Raw genomic sequence first — 23050 nt, forward strand, 5'->3', positions numbered from 1 at the left:
ATTCGAGTTTCTTTCAAGTCAGGGCTTTCTCCTTGCACGCGCAGACTGTTCAAATGCGTATGCATAGCCAATCAGATCCGGTTCGGAAAACGCCTTGCCGCATAGCGTAATGCAAAAAGGTTCGCCTTCTTTAGTGAAGGACGATGGGACCGTAACAGCCGGATACCCTGCCGCTGCACTGAAACTGCAACCATGATCCTGCGGGAACACGAGAACATCGATATTATGCTCGTCGAAAGCCCTATCAAGAGCCAGTTCCCCCGCCAAATGACGGTTTCGCAACAATGCTTCAATATACTCCGGCTCGGTCAAAGTTCCACTCGTCCGGTCCACTTTTTCAAGCATCACTTGACCGAACTTCAACGTCTCTTCCGGATGTTCCTTATTGAATTGGATAATATCGGATAACGTACGAATCGGATTTGTCGGTGACGTTTTACCAAGATACCCATTCAATGCAGCTTTGAATTCATACAGGAGGACATCGTACCCCAGATCGTCTTCCATAGTCCCTAGGTCGATATCATCGACTAGTTCTGCTCCTAATGATTCGAGTCGTCGGAGAGCTTCTTCGAACTTCTCTTTCCTCTCCGCCGAAATCTCACGGACGAAAATCGATCGGGCAATTCCAATTCTTTTCCCCTTAAGTGCTTCGGTATCGCACAAGGAAAGCCAATCGATTCCATTGAAACGTTCAGCTTCCTTCGTCACTGGATCGGCTTCATCGTACCCTACAAGTAAACCGAATGTGATAGCCGCGTCTTCCACAGTCCGCGCCATTGGTCCTGGTGTATCCTGGGTGAATGAAAGCGGAATGACGCCGCTTCTGCTGATAGATCCAACAGTTGGTTTGATGCCGACGAGCGCGTTTTGCGCTGATGGATTGATGATAGATCCACTTGTTTCCGTTCCGATGGAGACTGCTGCCATATTGGCTGCCACAGCAGCTGCTGCGCCGGAGCTCGATCCTCCCACATCAAAAAGGCCATACGGATTATTCACTTGCCCACCGCGAGAACTCCATCCATTCCTCATTTTATCCGACATGAAGTTCGCCCATTCTGTCATATTCGTCTTGCCTAAAATGACAGCGCCCGCTTCCCGGAGTTTCTTCACTAAAAATGCGTCTTCTTCAGCATAATGGTCTTTCATTGCCAATGATCCGCAGCTAGTATGCATGCCGTCTCCAGTGTCCATATTGTCCTTCAACAGCACAGGGATGCCGTGCAACAGTGAACGTACTACGCCTCTGCGCCGTTCCTCATCAAGCGACCTGGCAATTTGGAGAGCTTGAGGATTCAGTTCCAATATGGCATTTATATTTAAGTCTTTCTTTGAAATTATATCCATATACATGACGGTCAATTCTTCTGATGTAGTATGACCGGACTCCATTCTTCCCTGCATTTGCTGGATAGTCGCTTCTTCCAGCCATCCATGCCGCATTTCATCCAATTTCACTTTCAAGTAAATCCCCCCAACGTCAGTTTACTCTGCCTTCATTGTATACTGTTTCATTAACTCATATAAAGATAGTTGATATAATTGTTTTCCATTAATTTTAAAGACGCCTTCCTTGACAAGGCTTTCAATTATTTTATCCCTTTTGTTCTCGATCACGGGATTCTCTGGCTTTCTCATGGTGTTAATTCCTCCTAAATTGTTAGCTATCATCTATTCCTCTTTCACGGGAACTGTAAACTATGAAGAAGTAACCAAAAAACCCCGATGCGCTAAACGCAACGGGGAGATTTCATGACCATCTATTGTTTTTATATTTCCGATAGTAATTGATTTGCCTCATAAAAAGATACAATTTCCTTTTGAAGCTTTTGTCTCTCTTGTAAAACAACGGATTGGCATATTTGCCTGCTCTTATCAGCTGATCGATTTCTTTACGTACTTTGGCATTGTCAACAAATTTCCTCAGGACGATTTTCGGAACGACGGTGAATAGGAACTTTTCGTCCAAGAGCGTCAACGGCTTTTCGACTCCATAAATAAGGTCATCGACAAAATTCTTCGCCAGGTTATGTCCGCATGAAGTGATGTAATAACTTGAGCGTCCTTGTCGGATATTCACTTCGAACACTTTGAACTTTTTATCGCGATGATCGTATTTCAAATCGAAGTTCGCGTAGCCGACGTAGTTGAGCGCCTCCAAGAACCCTTTCAGTTTCAGCATCATCTCTTCATTATACCGGGTGATTACCGCTGTATAATTGCCGATCGCAGTCAAGGTATGCTCCTGCAAAACGACTTGTCCGAACGTGATCAGCTCGGATTTGCCTTTGCTGTTAATGTAGAAAACGGAATCCCACATATATGTATCGTCGCCCGGGATGAAGTCCTGGATGATCAAGTCGTCACGATAACCACTGTTCTTAATTGTCTTGATGACTTGTTGGATTTCTTCATAAGAATCGACTTTATACACTTTCTGCATGCCTTCAAAAGGATGCTTGTAATATTGCACGCCGTTGCTTGGTTTGATGATAACAGGGAACATGACTTCTTCATCGAAACTGTCGTCTGTTTCACATGAATGGAAATATGTAGCTGGTGTATCAATCCCATGCTCTGCGCAAAGCTGGTAGAAATTTTTCTTAACAAGCAGATTATTCATCAATTCTTCGTCAATATAATTGAATACGAAATCCCGCTTGAGCGCTTCACGGCTTTCGATAATCATGCGGACATATAAATCATTCGTTCCGATGAGCAACATCTTTTTCCCTTGCGTCTTATATTTTGCTGCAACTTGTTTTAAGAAGCGAACGAACTCGTCCTTTTCCCCCAAGTTCGGATTTAACTCGATTGCACCTGGAATCGTACTTAAACTTGTGAAAGATAAAGGCTCCTTCCCGACGAGAATCGGATTGATTCCGTAGGCCTCGTGAAAAGATATTGCCATATTGTATGCATTGATATCAGTCCCTACAATGATCGGGATAAACGGATGGTTTGTCATAGTTTCCTCCAACATGTTTTCTCTATCTAAGTGTAGGGGTACTGATTTTCGATGTCAATCAACCGGGGCCAAACTTCCATTTATTTCACCAATGATCCGGCGCCGACCCGTTCCCAAATATGCCAAGGATGCTCGGCTGGCGGATTGGAAGTGAAGGTAAGTATCTCTTTCGTCGTCGGATGCGGGAAGGAAAGAGTATGTGCCCATAAAGCAATCTGCTGCCCAGGCCGGTTCACATGCTGACCGTATTTCTGATCCCCGTACAGTGGCGCGCCTGATGTTGCCATCTGTACCCGGATCTGATGCGACCTGCCTGTATGGAGCCGGATTGCGAGCAGACTCATCCCATCCTTCCTGTCAATTGTTTCATAATGGAGAATGGCTTTCTTTGCGTCCGGGTGGGATGCGTCAACAGCATGGACCTTGTTTTTTTTCGTGTCCTTCCATAGGTAATGCTCCAATTGGCCCGCATCACCTAAGCTGCCCCTGACAACAGCCAAGTACGCCCTCTCCATTTCCCTTTTCCGCAGTACGTCGGAAAGTCGGGACGCGGCCTTTGACGTTTTTGCGAATACAAGGACGCCGCCTACCGGACGGTCCAACCGATGCACAAGACCTAAATAGACATTCCCCGGCTTCTGATGCCGCTTCTTCAAATCCGCTTTCAATAATGTTAAAAGATCATCATCTCCGCTGTCATCACCCTGTACAGGCAAATTAACTGGCTTCTCAACAACGAGCAAATGATTATCTTCATATAAAATGCTTATGATCAATCTTCACAGTTCCTCTCAATAGTAGTGATGGACAAATTTCAGTATAGACCGATTTACTCTATATTCCAGATCGTCTCCATTCCGTCTATTATACTATATTCCTCCCATCATTTCCGCTAAAAGTGGGAATTGAATGGTGGGAATAAAAAACAACAAAAGCGTAGGGCGCTCGCTAACTGCTCGTAACGCTACGCTTTTACTCGCAAAAGCTGTTCTTCGTGACAGCTCTAGCTGCGACAGGCATAAGGCGGATCTGCGAAACGGCGTCTTTTGCCGTGTAGCTGAGCCGACTTATGACCCGAGCAGCTAGCGCCCGGAGTCTAGACGAAAAAAAAGCCGAAAATCGCTTTTCGGCTTTTTCTCATCCATCTATTCCTGTACCAAGTAGATCGGTTCTTCTGTCGGCCATTTTGAAAAGTCCGAGATGATGCCGTCAACGCCGAATCTTTGTGCTTTCGACACTAACCTTTTGTCTTTTTTTGACCAGACGAGAACTTTAGTATCTCTTTCATGAATATTATCCACCATCTTTTTGCTTAAGAAGGACACGTTGAAATTGATATACGATGCAAATGATGTCAATTCATCTAATCTCTTCGCAGATAATAACGATTCGGAAGGATGAACCAAGATTGCCACGTCAACCTCCGGCAATAAAGTATGTATTTTCTTCATGGAATCGACATCGAATGATTGGATGATGATTGAACTGATATCATTATAATCCGTCAATAGCGAAACGACCTTTTCTTCTATCCCCGGATAGGACTGCGGATTTTTCAGTTCGATTAATAATCCGACCTGGTCATAGAATTCTTCCATCAATTCGTTGAGCGTCAAAATCGGTTCGCCTTGGAACTCAACACCAAATGCCCCTCCTGCATCCAATGCTTTCAACTCATCCAATGTCATATCCTTGATGTATCCGCTTCCATTTGTTGTACGGTCGATTTTATCATCATGCATGATAATGAGCTCACCATCCTTAGAAAGATGGACATCACATTCCAAGTAATCAGCACGGAGTTCGACTGCCTTATGGAAAGCGGAGCGGGTATTTTCAGGAGCAAAACCGGAGGCGCCCCTATGAGCAATACTAAGCAAGTTAGGATTATGAACCCTTTTCGTCTGGTCGTTAAAGCCGACTAGGAGAAATAGGCATGCACTAATGATCGCGATGCAAACAATATTATGTCTTCTCACATGAATCCCCCGCATTCTCTCATCGGATTATTACTGTCTACTTATCTAATATCCGAATTATCTTTCTATTATATTATCATAAGTTATTAGTCTTGAATACCCTTATATTCGTAATAAGCTGAAAGTATTACACTTTTTTCGCAAATATCTGTTTTATCATTCTATGCGCTTGCATAGTAAAGCAATGGTAGTAATGATTGGTTGAGAAAGATTTCACTGATCCTGAAAGGCCAATTCTAAAAATGGTATACTATTCTTACTTGTTAGGAGGCCGATAGAATGGAGTTCGAAAAATACCTCGAGCGTTTTAATGCATCACATGACAACATACCTTCCCTGCAGCAGTTGTCTGAACTGCAACGTCTGCATATGACCAAAATTCCATTTGAAAATCTCGATGTCATCCGCAGTGTACCGATCTATTTAAATTTGAACACGATTTACGATAAAATCGTACTTCGGAATCGTGGTGGCTATTGCTATGAATTGAACGGTCTATTTCATTGGCTTTTGAGACAGCTAGGATACGACGCTTCCCTCGTCTCCGCCACTGTATACCGGCCGAATGGACAGTGGGCGAAGCCTGAAACGCATGCCGCCATTATCGTCCAATTGGATGAACCCTATCTGGTCGACGTCGGATTCGGGGATTCCACTATCCTTCCAATTCCATTGAACGGGAGCCCGCAAACAGACGTCAGTGGAACTTATGCGGTACAGCAATCCAGTAAGGATGTTTTTGATTTGATTAGAACTCGGAACGGGGACTCCCGACCACTGTACCGATTTACCACAATTGAAAAGCAGCTTTCCGACTTCCATGAAGGATGTGTGTTCAATCAAGTCTCACCCGAATCGACCTTCACCCATGTTGACATCGTCACAAAAGCGACTCCTACAGGCAGAACAACGTTAAGAGACTTTGAGTTGACAGTATCCGATAATGGCGTGATAAGCTCCAAGACAATCACTGAAGATGCAAAAGAAGCAATTCTGATGGATCTATTCGGAATTAACGTTCGAAAGTGCAAATAAAAAATGGAGTGTCCAGATTGACGGTGAAAACCGAAGTTTTGGACACTCCATTTTTACGTTTATTATATTTCAAAATCCTTAAAATTCTTTTTAAGCGCCAACTGCAGCGAACCAAACGTACGGATTTTCGAAAAATCCAATCCCAATTGGACGGAAGTTTGAGCAATTTCCGGGCGGATACCCGTCATTGTCGACTCGATCCCTAGCAAATCAAGCACCTGCATCAACTGATAAATATGATTCGCCACCATCGTATCGATTATGGAAACACCCGACAAATCAATAAAGAGATGACTGACGTCAAGTTCCACACATCGAGTCGGTACATAATCACTAATCGATTGGACCCTAGTCGTATCGACATCCCCGATGAGCGGCAGTACCCCGATCATCGAATTAAGCTTGATGATCGGCGCATTCAACTCTTCAATCAAGCTTTGTTGAGCGAATAGCCGTGAATTTATCAGCTCATCATACTTCGTCGTGAACTCCACTATGATTTCGTCGAACGCCTTATGTATAAGGATGCCCCACTTTAGAATGTCACCACGGAGGACACGATCCCCTTCCCGATCGACAAACTTTACGATAAACTCCCAAAATGTAATCCTTAACTTACTTAATGCATTAAGGACTTCATAGATCGGCGTCCTGCTGCTAACCCGACTTTCCGCAACAAGCTTTGCCCAGCTTTTTTTATTATTTTCAAATGCCTCCTGGTCTTCCAATAGACTGCTTGCTATTGTCAAATTCGTCAGCCTGTTTTGCTCCCGCAGCATCTGCTCTGACCAATCACCGGCATCCTTCGAATAAATCGAGCCATCCTTTTCTTCACGTTCCAACAACCACGCATCTGTAATGGCATCTCTGTTTTCAAGCAAGTAATCGTAAAGCTCCTGGTTCATATCTTTCATTTCCATCCCTCCAACCGACGATCAATTAGTTAACTAATAGTGTAACAAAAAAAATACGTACTGGGAATATATAGTGAACAATTCCCAATACGTATCTAGTTAATTAATGATTTTTATCTTCACCTTTTTAACGCCCCACTGCATCGCACTATCATAAGAAGGGATGAAAACATCAATCTTATGCCCTTTGATTGCGCTGCCAACATCTCCGGCAATCGCCTCCCCATAGCCTTCCACCCAAACTTTCGTTCCTAGTGGAATAATCGACGGATCTACCGCTATGACTTTCTTATCTGGATTGGCTCGTAAATCAATTCCATACGCTGTCGTTCCTGAACAACCGGGACAGTAGGCAGTATATGCAGTTGCAGTTACAATCATTTCAGTTCCTGAACTTGCCGGTGGGCTCGAAATGGATTCGTTGAATGCCGGTTTTCTTTGTGCGTTTTCCGGAATGGATTCCTGAGTGACCGATGCAACCTTGACAGTTTCTAGTGCAGCGGCTTCATTTCCTGGATTTTCTATATTAATTGTCAATACATCACCCGGGTGGATTACTTCTCCGGTTAAATCATTTGCACTCATTAATTCTTCCAATGTTAAATCGTAATTTAAGGCGATTCGATATAGATTATCGCCTTCTACGACCGTGTATGTTATAGGTTCTTCCTTCAATAACTCTAGCGGCGGGTAAAATAATGGAAACGCATCTCTCAGGATTTCGGCAAAAGGAATATCAATAAGATTCGGTCTCACTTCTTGGGAAAGATTTGTGATTTCCTCTCCGTTTTCTGTCTGGCTAAATATAGCCGCTTCGGTCACGACACTGAATGAGAGTGTCATAATTGCGGTCAACATAATCATTTTCATCTTACTCAAGTAATATTGCTCCTCTCTACTTAACAATTTCCCCAGTTCTATCCAAATACTTTCAAAATCAAACATATTTCTTTCAAAAGTTTTGAATATGACAAACAAGAAGTTGATTAACATAGTGAAACTGTCATAGGAAATAGCGGATTTTGTTTACTTATTTGCAGAAGAGGGCAAATTAAAGAAAACGGTTAGTAAGGAGCGAATTTCATGAAATTAGGAAGAGTAATTAAGACAGCTATTAAATGGGCTCCGGTTGTATATCCGATTGTCCGCAAACTTATATCAAATAAAGAAAAAACGACTGCCCCATTACGGAGGCGCTGAATCGAGCATAGTTGTCCACTGTGAATGATCGGGTACGAATAGATTCACCGTCATTGCCAATCCTATAAGGAAACAGATATAGGGAGGCAATAGCTATGGCTGATGAGAAGCTGCCCGCAGACAGTGAAAAGCGAGAAACGATCGACTTTCGCTATTTAGCGCATCCTGAAGGGATTCCCTCTTCGGATCGCGTAAGTTTGTTCGATATGCATGAAGACATGCAGACAGTGGATACGATCAACTTGGATGATATGAAAGAAGATTTGCGAAAAGAGAGGATTCATAAAAATCCTCGACGTTGAATGAAAGAAGCCGGCAAATTGCCGGCTTCTTTTTTTCGGTCTACTACTTGGGAAAATTTTTCGGATCGATGTTCCTAATTAGTAGCCTCAATTTCAATATTAGATTATGCCCATATTTCATTGTTTTATAAATAAGTAATAGTTCATTTCATTTCAATTTTAGGCCTTCTATATTATTTTCTTTTTCCCTCCGCTTCCCCTCCCCATTAACCATCTTCTTCATCACACTCAAAAACTCTTTACCTAAAGCATTAATATTAACTATTTGACTTTTTATAACCAATAGTAAACCATGATGAAATCCCCAATTCTAATGGAATCAAGTTAGTTACTTATCATTATTTATTAATTAGTCGGATGATTAAGTATTTATTTTAAATTTAATAATTGTATAATATTACTAGACAGCCAGATACGGAGATTCCGACACCAAAGAACCTTAACGATTGAGAAAGGGGGCGAATGGTGTTTTTTTGATGGTTCGGAGAAGGGACGGTCGAAACTAAAAAGGAGGAATGGAATTGAGGAAGCGTAGACGAATGAGATACTTCAGCATTGCAGCAACGATTCTGATGGTGTTTTCATTAATGACACCTGCACTGGCGGCAAGCACGGGAATGAATAAACAGTTGCATCACTCGTTGCGAGATTCGAATGAGATAGCCAAAGAGAAAGTCAGCAATCGATTGCTCGATAGCTTTAAAGATGAGAGCATGGTCACTTTTCTAATTAAATTCAAGGATCAAGCTGACACGGAGCAAGTGGCGGCTACGGCAAAGAAACAGGCAAGCCAGGCAAACCTTTCCGGAAAGCAATCAGTAATGCTGACTAGATCGGCTGTCGTCTCCGAGTTACGATTGACTTCCCTAGAATCGCAGCAAAACGTCATGCAGTTTCTTGAACAGCAAGTGAAAGCCGGCAAAGCAAAAGACATCACATCCTACTATATCGTCAATGGAATGGCGGTAACCGCGACAAAGGAAATCGCACAAGCAGTTGGGACATTCGCGGAAGTTGAAAAGGTTCTGCCGAATGAAACGCGCCAACTACAAACTACAGTAGTTGAAAACTCTGAAGCCCCTAAATCGCAACTGGCGAATGTCGAGTGGAATGTTGAGCGCGTCAACGCACTTCAAGCTTGGGACATGGGGATTGATGGATCGGGTACCGTCGTTGCAAGCATCGATACAGGCGCGCAATGGGATCACCCAGCATTGAAACAGAAATACCGGGGGTACAACCCGGGAACCGGCGAAGTGAATCATGACTACAACTGGTTCGATGCTACGGCTGGAAGGACAACCCCTTATGATGATCATGGACATGGTACACATGTGACCGGCACCATGGTCGGAAGCGAACCGAACGGGAATAACCAGATTGGTGTCGCTCCTGGCGCCAAGTGGATTGCCGTGAAGGCTTTCACTGCTAGCGGGGGAACGGACCGCGATTTATTGGCAGCCGCACAATGGATTCTTGCTCCAACTGACGCAAACGGGAATGCGCGGGTGGACCTGGCTCCAGACGTCGTCAATAACTCTTGGGGCGGCGGCGCTGGCCTTGATGAATGGTACCGGGATGTCGTCAGGAACTGGCGCGCCGCGGAAATCTTCCCTGAATTTTCCGCAGGCAACACGACACTAACGAACCCCGGAGGTCCTGGATCGGTTGCCGCCCCTGCGAACTATCCGGAATCCTTTGCAACAGGCGCAACAGACATCAATAATAAAGTGGCAAGTTTCTCTCTTCGAGGACCTTCCCCTTACAATCAAATAAAACCTGATATTTCCGCACCGGGTGTCAACATCCGCTCTTCTGTTCCTGGAAGCGGCTATGAAGGCGGCTGGAATGGCACATCAATGGCCGGCCCTGCTGTGTCAGGCGTTGCTGCCTTACTCCGGCAAGTGAACGCCACAATTTCAGTCGAGGAAATGGAACAGGTGCTGTTGGCTACAGCGACTCCGTTGACGGATAATGTATACCCGACTACCCCGAACCATGGGTATGGGCACGGCCTAGTCGATGCCTATGCAGCTGTTTCATCCATCGCAAGCGGGCTCGGAAAGCTTGAAGGTCAGGTGACGAAGCAAGGCGATGATAATGAACCTCCTACATTCGAGCACTCAGCGCCATCGGAAACGTATGCGGGGATGGACTTGGATCTACGCATCAACGTGACGGATAATATAAGCATTTCTTCCGTGACACTACAATATGTAAATGCAGACGGACAGTGGAGTTCAATGAAAGCTGAGAGAAAATCCGGAGACTACCTATCGGGTGAATTCGGTGTTACAATTTCGGGCGACGTCATTTCCGGAAATGCATTCACTTACAAATGGGTCATTACTGATTTTGGCAACAATGAAGTATCGAGCGAAGAATTTACAGTCCTCGTCAAACCGGGAATCACAGTCGGCTATTTCGAGAACTTTGAACAGTCGCCAGTAGGATGGACTTCGTTCGGGAATAAAAACAGCTGGGAATGGGGTAAACCGACTTCCGGTCCTGGAAATGCGGCCTCAGGAGAGAAAGTATACGCCACGAATTTAGCCGGAATGTATGAGAGCAGCATGAATGCCACGCTTGTCATGCCGCCGGTTGATCTTCCGGAAGGCGCATCCTATTTGCAGTTTAAGCAATGGCATAATTTTGAGCAGTCCTCTTCCGGAAGAGCTTGGGATTATGGACATGTGTTCATTTCCACGGATATGGAGAATTGGACGCAATTGCTTATGATCCAAGGAGCTTCAAATGCTTGGATCGATGCAGAAGTGGACCTGTCCGCATATAGCGGCCAACGTGTCTATATCGGATTCAATGCGTTCTCCGATGGAAGCGTAGTTAGAGAGGGCTGGTATATTGACGATGTCGCTTTAAGCGCTCAATCACAAACTGGCACAATCTCGCTTACTCCTAAAAATAATTTGTTTGAAAACAATAGCCCTCAAGCTTTAAAACCTGGAAAAGGAAAAAATCCAGATCTTATTATCGAAAAAGGGAAAGAAGCACTTGAAACACCTGTCGATCCTAAGACAATCAAGCCCGTAATGCCGAAAGAAGAACCGGCACCTCCTGTTGAAGACGATAAAGCTGCGCCTGTCCTACTGCCATTAGGTGCACAAGTGAATATTCTTGAAACGGATCGATCGGTCTATACGAATCCTGCGGACGGATCGTATACGATGACGCACGGTGCGGGAACTTTCACGGCGAAAGCGGAAGCGTACGGATACCAATCTAAGGCTCAGACCGTAACAATCAATGCAGATGAAACGGCAATCGCAAACTTCACATTAGAAGAAATGCCCCAGGCCACAATAAGTGGAACAGTAACAGACCAATCAACTGGTGAGCCGATTGCAGGAGCGACATTGCTTCTAGTGGAAGATGCGAACATCTCCCCTGTCCAAACCGACGCTGCAGGACATTTCACAATCACCGCATATGAAGGCGATTATACGCTGAAAGTGGTGGCACGCGGATATCATGGTCAAGAGGCAACTATTACAATCGGCGGACAAACGTCATTTGATTTCGCGCTTGAACCATTCTTTACGTATCCTGGCGGTGAAATCGGATACGACGATGGAACTGCTGAAAATGCACGGGCGTTTTACGATGCAGGAAATGGTTGGGGCGTCAAAATGTCTCTTCCTGAAGACAATGACTCAGGTATTGTCACAGAAGGGGTTTTCCGCTTCTGGGATACTGAATGGCCTGTACCGGGCGGAACTGCATTTGCAGTCGAAGTCTGGGATGCAACTGGTGCTGACGGAGCTCCTGGTAAAAAGATCGCTGGACCGATCGACGCACAGGCGAAACGGAATGGCGAATGGACTGTCGTTGATCTGACAGAGCATAATATCGTCGTGAATGGCGACTTCTATATGGTGTATATCCAGTCGCAAGGAAATCCATATGCACCAGGACTTGCAACGGATGAGGACGGACCGAATGCCGGAAGAAGTTATCAGTTCGTCGGATCTTGGTCACCTGCGCCTGCAGCCGAAGGTAATTACATGATCCGAGCACGCGTCAGCTTCGAAGTATTTGAACCGATGATCACTTCACCTGAATCTGGCACCGTTACGAATGATGAAAACATTGTTATTAACGGTACCGCTACACCGACAACGACAATCGCTTTGCATAACAATGGCGAAGAAGTGGATTCAGTTGCCATCGGGGATGATGGGAAGTTTTCATTCCAAACTGTTCTCGCAGAGGGAGACAATGAATTTACTGCTGTGTCTCTATTAGAGGGACGCACAACAGGCACTTCTAGCCCCGTGACAGTGATATTGGATACAATGAAACCGGAATTAACTATCACGAACCCGAAAGATGGGGAAACAACGAACCGTGAAACCGTCACGGTGGAAGGTACGGTCACGGACGACCATCTTAAATCGGTGACTGTGAATGGCCAACAAGCCACTGTTTCCGAAAATGGCACTTACTCCAAACGGATCCTACTGGATGATGGTGTAAATACCATTACTGTAATCGCTACAGATGCTGCAGGCAACGAAACGATTCAAAGCGTTTCTGTCACCGCAAAATATACGGCACCTGAAATCTCGAATTTGACACCGAAAGAGGACGTTCATTTAGTAACCGGAAAGTCCGTTAAATTTGAATTCGACAGCGAGCCAGGTTTGAAAGCAACTTACGTCATCCACATGCCGCTTACGAATGTAGGGGGAAGTGATGTGACAAACGCGACTGAATTGCCGATGAGCGAGACATCTCCTGGCCATTACGTCGGCTACTGGACTGTTCCACTAGGCGTCACGGCAGATGGAGCACGCATCGAAGTGAAAGTTGTCGATGGGTTCGGAAATGAAAGAAGGAAGCTTGCAGACGGAAAATTGTTCATCAATGTCGGCCAAGTGAATGGAGTGGACAAGGCTGAAGGAACTGATGAGGTGACGGTTGAAGAAAGTGTTGAAGCAGAAGAAGCGGGTCAACAAGTCGAATAAGTAAAACGGGCTGCAGCCTCGACGGATTTGTTCCCGTTGATGGCTGCAGCCTAATTATTATATTCCAAAAAGGGAGACATCAAGTGATGTTCTCCCCCTCATTTAACTCATAGCATCCTTCCCTCTGTCGCTCCCGGATTTATTGCTAGGAGCAAACCAACCGATCAGTGCAATCGCTACTAATACTCCATAAAAAATCACGGTCCAAACAGTACTGTGAGGGAAATCGCGGTCTAAGACACCGATATCCTCATGGGCAAGGGTAATGATAGCTAATTTGACACCAACCCAAGCTACAATTGCATAGGCTGTCGTTTCTAATGCCGGGCGTTTGTCCAGAAGCTTCACAAACCACGTTGCTGCAAACTTGATAAGGACAAGGCCAGCAACACCGCCAATAACAACGACGATAAATTGCCCTCCATCCATGCCGCCAATATCGCCAAGTGGGGAATCTGGAAGTCCGAGGGCAAGTGCAACTGCAGCCAATATCGAATCGATGGCAAATGCGAGATCGGCTAATGCAATTTTCCCTACCGTTGGCCAAAAACCTTTCCCAGCCGATTCCTTCTCATCGTCCTTGTGAATGTTTTTATCTTCTTTCCCGAAACGGGCCTTAATGACATGCTTTAATCCTAAATAAAGAAGATAGGCGGCTCCTATTGCTTGTATCTGCCAGACATTCGCAATAAAAGAAATTGCAAAAAGTGCAGCAAATCTAAAAACGAAGGCCATAATGATTCCGTAATTGATAGCTCTCTTTTTCTCTTCCTCCGGTAAATGTTTCGCAATGACTGCAAGTACGAGCGCATTGTCAGCCGATAATAACGCTTCCAATCCTATTAGAATTAACAGCGTCCAGGCATACTCCAACCAGATTGACTCCATCTACGACTCCCCAATCTTTAAGTAAAGATTTCATCTGTAGAATGTCCCATTAAGCAAATAGTATTCTTTTAGCGCTTTAAACAAAAAAAACAGGGGCTAAGGTTTTTCACCTTCGCCCCTGCCACTGCAGTTCATTTCTTTTTAGATGGATGCTTCCGCATTCCCTTCGTTATCTTCTTCCATTTGTCCCTTTCGGCCGCTTGTGCTTGGCGGTCCATTTTCCGGTCGAGGAATGCGATTTCTTTCTGGAGTTTAACGTAGTTTCCATAACGTTCAGCCGACAACTCTCCAGTTTCGAGTGCATTACGGATTGCGCAGCCCGGCTCACTTTCATGTCCGCAATCGCCGAATTTGCATGCAGCTGAGAGTTCCTCAATATCCTTGAATCCGGAATCGAGGCTTTCACTTTCATTCCACAATTGGAACTCTCGCATTCCCGGCGTGTCAATGAGCACGCCTCCTGTCGGAATTTTGATGAGCTCACGGTGGGTCGTCGTATGTCTTCCTTTTGCGTCATCTTCCCGGATGTCTTGCACCGCCATCTTCCCTTCACCGCAAATCGAATTGACGAGCGATGATTTTCCAACGCCGGAAGAACCTAATAATGCTGCCGTTTTGCCGTTAGTCAACATATCCGTAATCTGATCGATGCCTTCCCCAGTCGTATTGCTCACCGGGAAAACATCCGTGCCGAGTGCGATAGCCCTTGCCATCTCTAAATAATGATCGGGGTCGTCGCTCACATCCATTTTCGTCAGGACGACAACCGGCGTCGCACCAGAATCATAGGCAGCAACGAGGTACCGTTCCAATCGTCTTGCATTGAAGTCGTGATTCATCGACATGACGAGGAAAACAATGTCGACATTCACTGCAATAATCTGTTCGGAAATTGTCGATCCCGCAGATTTTCTTGAGAATAGCGAAGTCCTTGGCAGGATGGCGTGGATGATGCCGCGCTCTTCCCCGGGCATCCTTTCGACGACTACCCAATCCCCGACTGCCGGATAATCCCTTCGTTCATGGGCCGCATGTTGAAATGCGCCCGAGCAGACGGAGAGCCACTCCCCTTCTGCCGTCATTACCCGGTACATCCGTTTATGTTCAAGCGTTACACGTCCTGGAACGCAATTGTCCGCTTTCACTTCTTCTACTATCGTTTTCATATTATCTTGATGGAATTCATTCCAACCGTATTCGTTTAAATTGATCAATGTTTTTCCTCCTATTATACATATAAAAAAGCATGGTTCCGGATCGGACACCATGCTTTCACGCGCATAACAGAAGAAACATGCCTATTAAGAAAGCATGGCAGGTGAATGTATGGTGCCGATCAATTGTGCAATAGCCTTATTGATTGTAGCCATAAAACATCACCCGCTTTCTGAAAGTTGTATTTATCATAACAAATCGATCATTTTAGGTCAACTGATTTTTTTTGCGATGCAACTACTTTCCAAATGAGAAAGATAAAATATCCAATAACGACGCCGATCGTATTCAAAATAATGTCGTCAATATCCGTGCTGCGGCCGATGAAATATTGGGTGCCTTCAATGAAGCAAGTGACACCTAACCCAATAAAGGCGATTTTACCAAACGATTGCATCCTTCTCCATAACAACGGAATGAAAAATCCAATCGGAGAAAACACGAACAAATTGCCGAGAAGATTCAAGAGCGAAACGCTGCTCCAACCACTCACATACTCATTGGCTTGAAAGTAATTCATAATTGTCCGGAACGGGATGAGATTGACGCTCGATAGACGGTCAAAGATGTAAACATCAAAAAAGAGCTTTCCCGTACTTCCGTCCACGCCCATACTCCACTTCGGAATAATCGTTTGGGAGGCGAGGCCGACTAAGTAGAGGATGAATACGGCAAGCAGCAGTTCATGTAATTTATTGACGGGATGCTTTCTTATTTTAATGATGATGATTCGGGCAATAATGTATATTGGTATTGCTACAATCATATACCCGAGCATATTAATGACATATGTACTAATTAACCACATAGCTCCTCCTTTTCACTCCGTTTTCTGCTTACAGAGCTTGACGTTTTCACTCTTGGAGTTGTTCCCATGATCCGCGGAAAGTTATCGGTCAATTCTTAGTGGTTATCGGTCATTTCCCTAGTTTTATCGTTCAATCTGGGCGAGTTATCGATCATTTCCCGGAAGTTATCGGTCATTTTCACAACTTTATCGTCATTTCATGACCTTCGACCCACAAGAAAAAGCTTCGACGGGCGTCTGCCTTCGAAGCTTTTCGTAGTAACCACACTTTAAGTGGACCCCGAGAACTTAATTGATATATAAAACACTGGTACAGCTTATGATGAGCAGCAGCATGAAGAGGCCAACCAAATATCCATCCAATCTGCCGACACGAATGACTTTGTAAAAGCTGGTCCTTTTCTCACCTGTGAATCCCCTTGCCTCCATTGCAAATGCGGCCCTTTCCGCTTTACGGACAGCCCCCGCTAGCATCGGTAGAAGGATTTTCCGCATATGCAACAGTCGGTGGATCGCATTTTTTTCTTGGATCGCTCCACGGAGACGATGGGCTTGTTGGATTTGCACAAATTCATCCTTCAGGACAGGCAGGAACTGATACCCGACTAAAATGCTGTAGGCGATTTTCGGCGACAGCTTCATTTGCTGCATGAGACTTAGTATGAATGAGACGGGATTTGTCGTCAATGCGAATAGCAATGACAAGCCCGAGAATGCCAAGACACGAAAACTTAATGACAATGCGTGATTCATCTGGACTTCCGTGATGTTAATCGACCAAATTGATAGAACGACAGGTCCTGACTTGTCTTCCGCAAAGACGAGCGTTGTCCAAAAATAACCGAACGCCATTATCACAAAGGGAATCATGAACAGGATCCATACCTTCCAATCAATCCGGCTGAACAACAGCTGGATGAGCAGCACGCCGATCCACATGAGCAACGGCGTCCATGGATTGAAGAAGAATGCCATCGTCAACATGCAAATCGTGACGACAATGAACTTTGCAGCAGGATTCATATTATGCAAAGCAGACTTCATGTTCCATCCACCCCTTTGGCTGAAGCAGATGATGCTCCGCCAGCAGCTTTTCATCACGCCATACTTGAGCAGCATCAAACTTCCCTGTCAAAGATCCACCCTTCATTAATAAAACCGAATCCGCTACATGAAACGCAAACTCCATATCATGGGTGACAATCAGAAAGGTCGTCCCTTCCCTTGCCCGCTCGTCAATCAACCCGAACAGCTCCACCATGGAAGCGGCGTCTTGCCCCGATGTCGGTTCATCCATCAAAATGATTTCCCTGCCGTCGCACAGCATCGAAGCAATCGCCACTCGCCTCTTCTGCCCATGGCTTACGGCAAACGGATGGGCATCTGCAACCGCCGCCAAGTGCAAACGAGATAGCAATTCATCTGCATCCGTTCCTCCGCCGAAAGCAATCTCATCCCGTACCGTTTTCGTAACGAATAAAAATTCCGGTGATTGAGGGACATAGCCTAAATGTTTTGGACGCACAGTTCCATGCGCAGGAATCAATTTGCATAATGCTTTCAGCAACGTCGATTTGCCACTTCCATTCGGTCCGGCCAGAATTGCAACTTCGCCCCGGTTCAATGAGAATGAAACGTCGTTTAGAAATGACTCCGTGCCGACGTTTGCCACTTCCAATGACTGACCTTCCTGTTTGCTGCTGATCCTTTTGCTCATTGGATTCACGTCATTTATTTGCTCCAACTGAATTTCACGATCGAAAAAACCTCCCCATAAATCGAGCCGATGCTCAATCGCCAAGATTGTCAGAGACCGTTCCTGTTGAAGCTCATCCAGCCAACTAATGAACTGCTTTGCGGTATACGGATCCAAATGGGAGATCGGTTCATCGAGCAGCAAAATTTTCGGTTCCATGATCAATGCACAGACGACCGCAATCCGCTGCTTTTGCCCTCCGGATAGCTGTTGGATGATGGAATGACGGAACTTGGTCAATCCTGTCAAATCCAATACGTCCTGAATCCGTCCATCCATTTCCTCCCGCTCCACATTCAAGTTTTCAAGCGTGAAGGCAAGCTCCTCCTCAACCGTCATCATGCAGAACTGTGCATCCGGATCTTGGAAAACGGTTGCAATGCGGTGATTCACTTCTCCCGGTGAATAAGACTGACTTTCTTTAGTAAATAACGTAACCGAGCCCTTCACGATGCCATCGCAGTTTTCAGGATACAGACGGTTGCACAAATAGAGCAACGTCGTTTTGCCACTTCCGCTAGGCCCCGTAATGACGACTCTTTCCCCGCTTTCCACGGAGAATGAAAGATCTTCAAAAATCCATTCCTCCTCGTCGGGATAACGGAAACTTACATTATCGAACCGGATCACTTCATGCACGTGCCTCACCTTTTTTCGCGCGCGTAATCGGATAGCCTCGGAGTGATCCCGTAGCTAGCAGTCCATCGACGACCGCCTTGCCCCCAATGCCCGCTATGACCGCGCCGCTGGCAATCCGGATACCGAGCATGAGCAGCACATATCCTGTGCTGAACACCGTGAATCCGCCTAGGAAATAACCATAAATGAAGCTGAATACCGAGGCGCCGACACCCGCCAGCATTAGCACCCATATATCAAATCGCCGATAGCGCGTTGCAGCGAAAGCCGCCTCGGCCCCTAGCCCTTGAATAATACCTGCGAGAATCAAACGCGGACCGACCGCATTTCCTAATAGCACCTCGATGGCAGCTGCAATCGTTTCCGAAATGACCGCAGCCCCGGGTTTTCGGATAATGTACATACAAATGATCGACACGATGAACCAAATGCCAAAAATCCATTCATAAGCGACTGGGCCAATGAACCCGGCCCAAATATTCCCGACGTGCAAAAACAACAAATAGACAATCCCGAACACAACAGAAAACAGCGACATGAGGACGACCTCTTTCAACTTCCATGACTTCAACATATTACAGTCCTCCGTGCGACGGACTGTTGATGCTCATCGAAACCGTCATGACGAGATGCTTATGCTCTTCCGAACGCGCATTGCTGAAAGCCTCTTCATAAAATGCAAACACATCATGGATATCCCCATGGATGCCGCTCGCATAATGCATCGATTCATTAAAAACGCCCTGCTCCTTCGCCCGATCCACTTCACGATAAATGATGTCCATATACGACGGATTATTCAGCGGATACAGTGCAAATTGAGACGACACATAATGCTTCGTATCATCTGTATTCGCGATCTTCTCGCTCTTTTCCAAATACGCGTCGCCCGCCGAATCACCCGGGCATCCTGCAGAAAATGTCCCGGATAGCGCAATATGCTTGCCCGTATTCGCCGCATGCAATGCAATCGCCTTCGCTACGTTAAAGACATGGACCTGCTTGCCGCGAATGACGGTAGAGACATCATCTGTATGCATCCACACATTGGACGTGTCCGTCTGTTCTAGCGCTCCTTTAATTACACTCACAAAATCATCTGCCATCGGATATAACGAAAAACGGAATCCGACGATTGGACTTAATCCACATTCCATTTCCTTCAACCCCCCGTAAAAATTTCATAAAAAAAACTACATCCCGGAAGATGTAGTACTTCTCCAATATGAAACAATCGGAAAGCCACTACACTTCCCCACGCAGGTATTATCCTGATCGGGTCGTAAGGGATCGGAGCTCATGCTCTCATCTCAGCCAATAGTGGGCACCCCTAGTGCAGAATCGGTATGTAGTTGGTTTTTATGTTGCCTTTAGTATAGATGAAGAATTTTTACTTGTAAATGGAATCTGACAAACTCGTACTTTCGTCTATAGTGTAGAATGCCTTTCTTGCAATGCGCATAAACTCTTCCATTTGCTCATAAAGTCGCGTAATCGCGCATAAACTCAAGGATTCACGCAGAAATCCATGAATGCACGCATAAACGTGATTAAAAGCTCATAAATCGCAGTATTCACGCATAAAGCAATTTATTCACGCATAACTGCACTAGCATGGAGTTTCCGCCTACATCTTCCTGCTCATTTTCACGTCAAATCCAGGATGTGTGACATATTCTTTATACTCCACATTCCCGTCAAACTTATAATATTCTTCAATTCGGGCTCGGATTGCAGGCTGCGTAATATACTCCAACACTTCATCCTTAGGAACCCACTTGCAATCCGACGTCTCGTCCGATGTGCAAAGCTCTCCGCCGACAGGCTTGCAAGCAAAGTCGAACATCACTTTAGTCGGGACGTCCGTCACTCCGTCATACCATTTATAAATGGCTGAATTTGTATACACGCCAATCAAGTGGCTCACTTCCACATCGATGCCGCTCTCCTCTTTCACTTCCCGGATGACGCCGTCCATCAAATTCTCCCCGACTTCGACTTGGCCGCCCGGAAACACCCACCCGCCATGATGCGTTTTTACGATTAATAGATTCCCTTCCCTGTCTTCCACAAGCGCCCCACAAGCAACAATATGTGTCGGCATTGCCATATTCCCCATCCCCTTTCTTTGAATATATCAATACTACCAATCTTTCACCATTAATAAAAGATTCAAAAAATCCACCTATCGCTTTTAATAGCAATAGGTGGAGTCGTCATGGAATATTTATGCTTCAACTTGCGAGCGGTAATAAGCGTCTAAGTCCTTATAATACTTATTCATGGAAGAAGGGGAAACATCGAACCATTCGGCGATTTCTTTCAATGTCATAGATAGGGGCTCGAAAAATGAATGTTCTTGGCCGAATCGGATTGCACCAGCTGCAATCGCTGTTTCTTTACGGGCATTTGGTTGTTGTTCCACTAAAAAGTCTTCGACAACGTCTAGTAACTTTCTAGACATGCGGTCATGTTTTTCGAGAAATTCCATTGCATCGAGTAATACGCCTGCTTCAAACTCAGTAAACTCGCCGCCTTGATATCCGTTTTGACCAAGCAGCTTCCAGAAATTCATCGCATTTTCTTTTAAGAACTTGCTGACATCCTGTTCTTCATACGCTGCAAATTGTTTTGCAAATTCCTTGAACACTTCTGCATGATCTGTCGGGAAAAAGATTAGGCTCGACACTGCCAAATGCTGACTTTCCTCCCCTGTACCGTCAGGAAGCATGAAACAGAATAAGTGTACACCGACTGGTACCGGCTTCTCACTTTCCCGTCGCAACCGGATGACTTCGTCAGTAAAGATCGATTTCACCGTAATGTACCCTTCTTCAACGCCAGTCACTTCTCCAATTATTGCTTGTGGCTGCTGCCATGTGTCAATTACCCGCAGAACGGAAGGACGCAACAGCTTCTTCCTCTGTTTGTCCAAGTAGCCAGTCCAAATTTCCGGTCGATGATGGAAAAAGAATTCATCCAAAACAATGGCTTCAATCATCTCTTCTTCGGGCAAATATGTATCCAATGAACGTTTCCATTCATTCGCTAGCTCCAAGTAGTCCGGAAGATCCTTCCGCTCTGGATACAGATCATAAAATGTCTGCAGTATCCCTTCCAGTTCTTCCATTTGAACTGTCTCAACGGTAACAGTCTGTTTCGACTGACAACATTTCTTATATTTCTTTCCACTGCCACAAGGACAAGGTTCATTACGTCCAATCATTCAAACACTTCCTTCATAAAAATAGAACTTATCTAGTTTACCATTTTTCTGCCGTTTCTGGAACGGTCCCAAATTCGTATTTTCTGATATGAATTAATGAACGAAAGCCCGGCATTTGATGATGTTTCATCAGATGCCGGGCTTTTTTTAATCAATTCGTTTTTCGCTCATTAGGTCGCTCACTGTTCCGAGTCGAAGCCCTTTTGCTTTAATATCAGTTATCATTGCCCCTAGCCCTTTAGCGACAGGGTCGGTTGGATGCATCAGGATCATTGAGCCGTTCTCCACTTTTGATACGACGCGCTGCACCATTTCAGAGGGTTCAGGTTTTTTCCAATCTACCGTGTCGACCGTCCATAATATCGTTTTCATATTAAGTTCATGTGCGACATCAATCGTTTGTTGATTGAAGCTTCCGCTAGGCGGTCCAAACCATTTCGGCTTGAAGCCGATTGTTTGCTCGATGACATCATTTGTCTTTGAGATTTCTTCCATCGTCTCAGTCCTGGAGCGCTTTTGGAGATCGGGATGACTATACGCATGGTTGCCGATTTCATGACCTTCATTATATATCATTAATGCCAAATCGGGATTCTTCTTCGTCCAACTGCCGTCAAAGAAAAAAGTTGCCTTTACTTTTTGATCTTTCAGGATTTTGAGGATGGGCGGGATATATTCATCACCCCACGCCACATTGATCAGAAGGGATACCATCGGCTTTTCAGGATTCCCCCTGAAGATCGGCTGAGGATCTAAGTCATCCAAATGAACAGCAGGAGGCACTTCTTTAAAAACGAGCTTTGTCTCGTCGAACTTCCCTGTTGTCTTCATCTTGTCATAACTGGCGTCGACGTCTACAATCAACCCATTATATCCCGGCATCGCCTTCCAGACCCTATCCACCTTCGCATCGATCGGTTTGATTTCATGCTGCTCACTGTAAGATTTGATCTCTTGATGAAGTGCTTCATTTTTCACAACGGTTTTCATCATTGAGTTTTGAAACATAGCGTTGCTTGGAATCTCGAAAGTTCCCGCTGCTAAGATGAATGCGCCGACAAGCAATAAATACTTCATGATGTCAATTTCCCAGGCCAGTTATCGTTTATCATTGCCAGTCCTCCATTTGGAT

Annotated in this window: 20 protein-coding genes and 1 riboswitch; of the genes, 3 read left to right on the forward strand and 17 right to left on the reverse strand. The window is 45.2% G+C overall.

Translation table 11 applies throughout. The features are described from left to right. Positions 1–18: 18 nt before the first annotated feature. The 5 genes from M3191_RS12655 to M3191_RS12675 all read right to left on the reverse strand — a co-directional run bounded on the left by M3191_RS12655 (position 19) and on the right by M3191_RS12675 (position 4950). Complete coding sequence (locus M3191_RS12655; RefSeq protein WP_353056529.1) at positions 19–1461, reverse strand: amidase family protein; 1443 nt, start codon at positions 1459–1461, stop codon at positions 19–21. A 27-nt stretch (positions 1462–1488) separates the two neighbouring features. Beyond that, on the reverse strand, positions 1489–1641 hold the full coding sequence (locus M3191_RS12660) for a Fur-regulated basic protein FbpA (RefSeq protein ID WP_251700742.1): 153 nt from the start codon (positions 1639–1641) through the stop codon (positions 1489–1491). Between the two features lie 112 nt (positions 1642–1753). Then, entirely contained in the window at positions 1754–2971 is a 1218-nt protein-coding gene (locus M3191_RS12665; protein ID WP_251700743.1) for a carboxylate--amine ligase, read from the reverse strand. An 80-nt stretch (positions 2972–3051) separates the two neighbouring features. Next, positions 3052–3747, reverse strand: a complete 696-nt coding sequence (locus M3191_RS12670) for an RluA family pseudouridine synthase (protein WP_251700744.1) — start codon at positions 3745–3747, stop codon at positions 3052–3054. 369 nt (positions 3748–4116) lie between these two features. Then, positions 4117–4950 carry a glycerophosphodiester phosphodiesterase gene (locus M3191_RS12675; RefSeq protein ID WP_251700745.1) on the reverse strand — a complete coding sequence of 278 codons (834 nt, stop codon included), beginning with the start codon at positions 4948–4950 and terminating at the stop codon, positions 4117–4119. Between the two features lie 279 nt (positions 4951–5229). Here M3191_RS12675 and M3191_RS12680 point away from each other — a divergent pair, with 279 nt between their 5' ends. Continuing rightward, entirely contained in the window at positions 5230–5985 is a 756-nt protein-coding gene (locus tag M3191_RS12680) for an arylamine N-acetyltransferase family protein (RefSeq protein WP_251700746.1), read from the forward strand. Between the two features lie 62 nt (positions 5986–6047). Here the strand turns inward: M3191_RS12680 and M3191_RS12685 are convergent, their stop codons facing one another. Next, a complete protein-coding gene (locus tag M3191_RS12685) occupies positions 6048–6899 on the reverse strand; it encodes an STAS domain-containing protein (protein ID WP_251700747.1) in 852 nt (283 codons plus the stop codon). A 99-nt stretch (positions 6900–6998) separates the two neighbouring features. Further along, on the reverse strand, positions 6999–7769 hold the full coding sequence (locus M3191_RS12690; protein WP_251700822.1) for a 3D domain-containing protein: 771 nt from the start codon (positions 7767–7769) through the stop codon (positions 6999–7001). Between the two features lie 425 nt (positions 7770–8194). Between M3191_RS12690 and M3191_RS12695 the strand changes: the two genes are divergently transcribed. Then, positions 8195–8401, forward strand: coding sequence for a hypothetical protein (locus M3191_RS12695; protein WP_251700748.1), 207 nt, complete (start codon positions 8195–8197; stop codon positions 8399–8401). 515 nt (positions 8402–8916) lie between these two features. Continuing rightward, on the forward strand, positions 8917–13386 hold the full coding sequence (locus M3191_RS12700; RefSeq protein ID WP_251700749.1) for a S8 family peptidase: 4470 nt from the start codon (positions 8917–8919) through the stop codon (positions 13384–13386). 102 nt (positions 13387–13488) lie between these two features. On the opposite strand, the gene M3191_RS12705 is transcribed toward M3191_RS12700, so the two are convergent. The 10 genes from M3191_RS12705 to M3191_RS12750 all read right to left on the reverse strand — a co-directional run bounded on the left by M3191_RS12705 (position 13489) and on the right by M3191_RS12750 (position 22995). After that, a complete protein-coding gene (locus M3191_RS12705; RefSeq protein ID WP_251700750.1) occupies positions 13489–14274 on the reverse strand; it encodes a TerC family protein in 786 nt (261 codons plus the stop codon). 131 nt (positions 14275–14405) lie between these two features. Beyond that, positions 14406–15485 carry a ribosome small subunit-dependent GTPase A gene (gene rsgA / locus M3191_RS12710; RefSeq protein WP_251700823.1) on the reverse strand — a complete coding sequence of 360 codons (1080 nt, stop codon included), beginning with the start codon at positions 15483–15485 and terminating at the stop codon, positions 14406–14408. Positions 15486–15691: 206 nt separating this feature from the next. Beyond that, a complete protein-coding gene (locus tag M3191_RS12715; protein WP_251700751.1) occupies positions 15692–16297 on the reverse strand; it encodes a VanZ family protein in 606 nt (201 codons plus the stop codon). Positions 16298–16585: 288 nt separating this feature from the next. Then, a complete protein-coding gene (locus M3191_RS12720) occupies positions 16586–17341 on the reverse strand; it encodes an energy-coupling factor transporter transmembrane component T family protein (RefSeq protein WP_251700752.1) in 756 nt (251 codons plus the stop codon). Continuing rightward, positions 17322–18692, reverse strand: coding sequence for an ABC transporter ATP-binding protein (locus M3191_RS18710; RefSeq protein WP_251700753.1), 1371 nt, complete (start codon positions 18690–18692; stop codon positions 17322–17324). The genes M3191_RS12720 and M3191_RS18710 overlap by 20 nt, the downstream gene beginning before the upstream one ends. After that, positions 18685–19266, reverse strand: a complete 582-nt coding sequence (locus M3191_RS12730; protein ID WP_251700754.1) for an ECF transporter S component — start codon at positions 19264–19266, stop codon at positions 18685–18687. Before M3191_RS12730 ends, M3191_RS18710 begins: the two co-directional genes overlap by 8 nt. A gap of 1 nt (position 19267) precedes the next feature. Next, positions 19268–19849 (reverse strand): Ykof family thiamine-binding protein, encoded by a 582-nt coding sequence (locus M3191_RS12735; protein ID WP_251700755.1) that lies wholly within the window; start codon positions 19847–19849, stop codon positions 19268–19270. A gap of 78 nt (positions 19850–19927) precedes the next feature. After that, positions 19928–20034: riboswitch (TPP riboswitch) on the reverse strand. 285 nt (positions 20035–20319) lie between these two features. Next, a complete protein-coding gene (locus M3191_RS12740) occupies positions 20320–20802 on the reverse strand; it encodes an NUDIX hydrolase (protein WP_251700756.1) in 483 nt (160 codons plus the stop codon). Between the two features lie 117 nt (positions 20803–20919). Next, the gene (locus M3191_RS12745) at positions 20920–21918 is read right to left on the reverse strand and encodes a YecA family protein (RefSeq protein ID WP_251700757.1); all 999 of its coding nucleotides are present in this window, start codon (positions 21916–21918) and stop codon (positions 20920–20922) included. A 147-nt stretch (positions 21919–22065) separates the two neighbouring features. Further along, positions 22066–22995, reverse strand: coding sequence for a polysaccharide deacetylase family protein (locus M3191_RS12750; RefSeq protein ID WP_251700758.1), 930 nt, complete (start codon positions 22993–22995; stop codon positions 22066–22068). Between the last annotated feature and the right edge of the window lie 55 nt (positions 22996–23050).

The organism is Sporosarcina luteola (assembly GCF_023715535.1).
In the GTDB taxonomy this organism is placed as follows: domain Bacteria; phylum Bacillota; class Bacilli; order Bacillales_A; family Planococcaceae; genus Sporosarcina; species Sporosarcina luteola_B.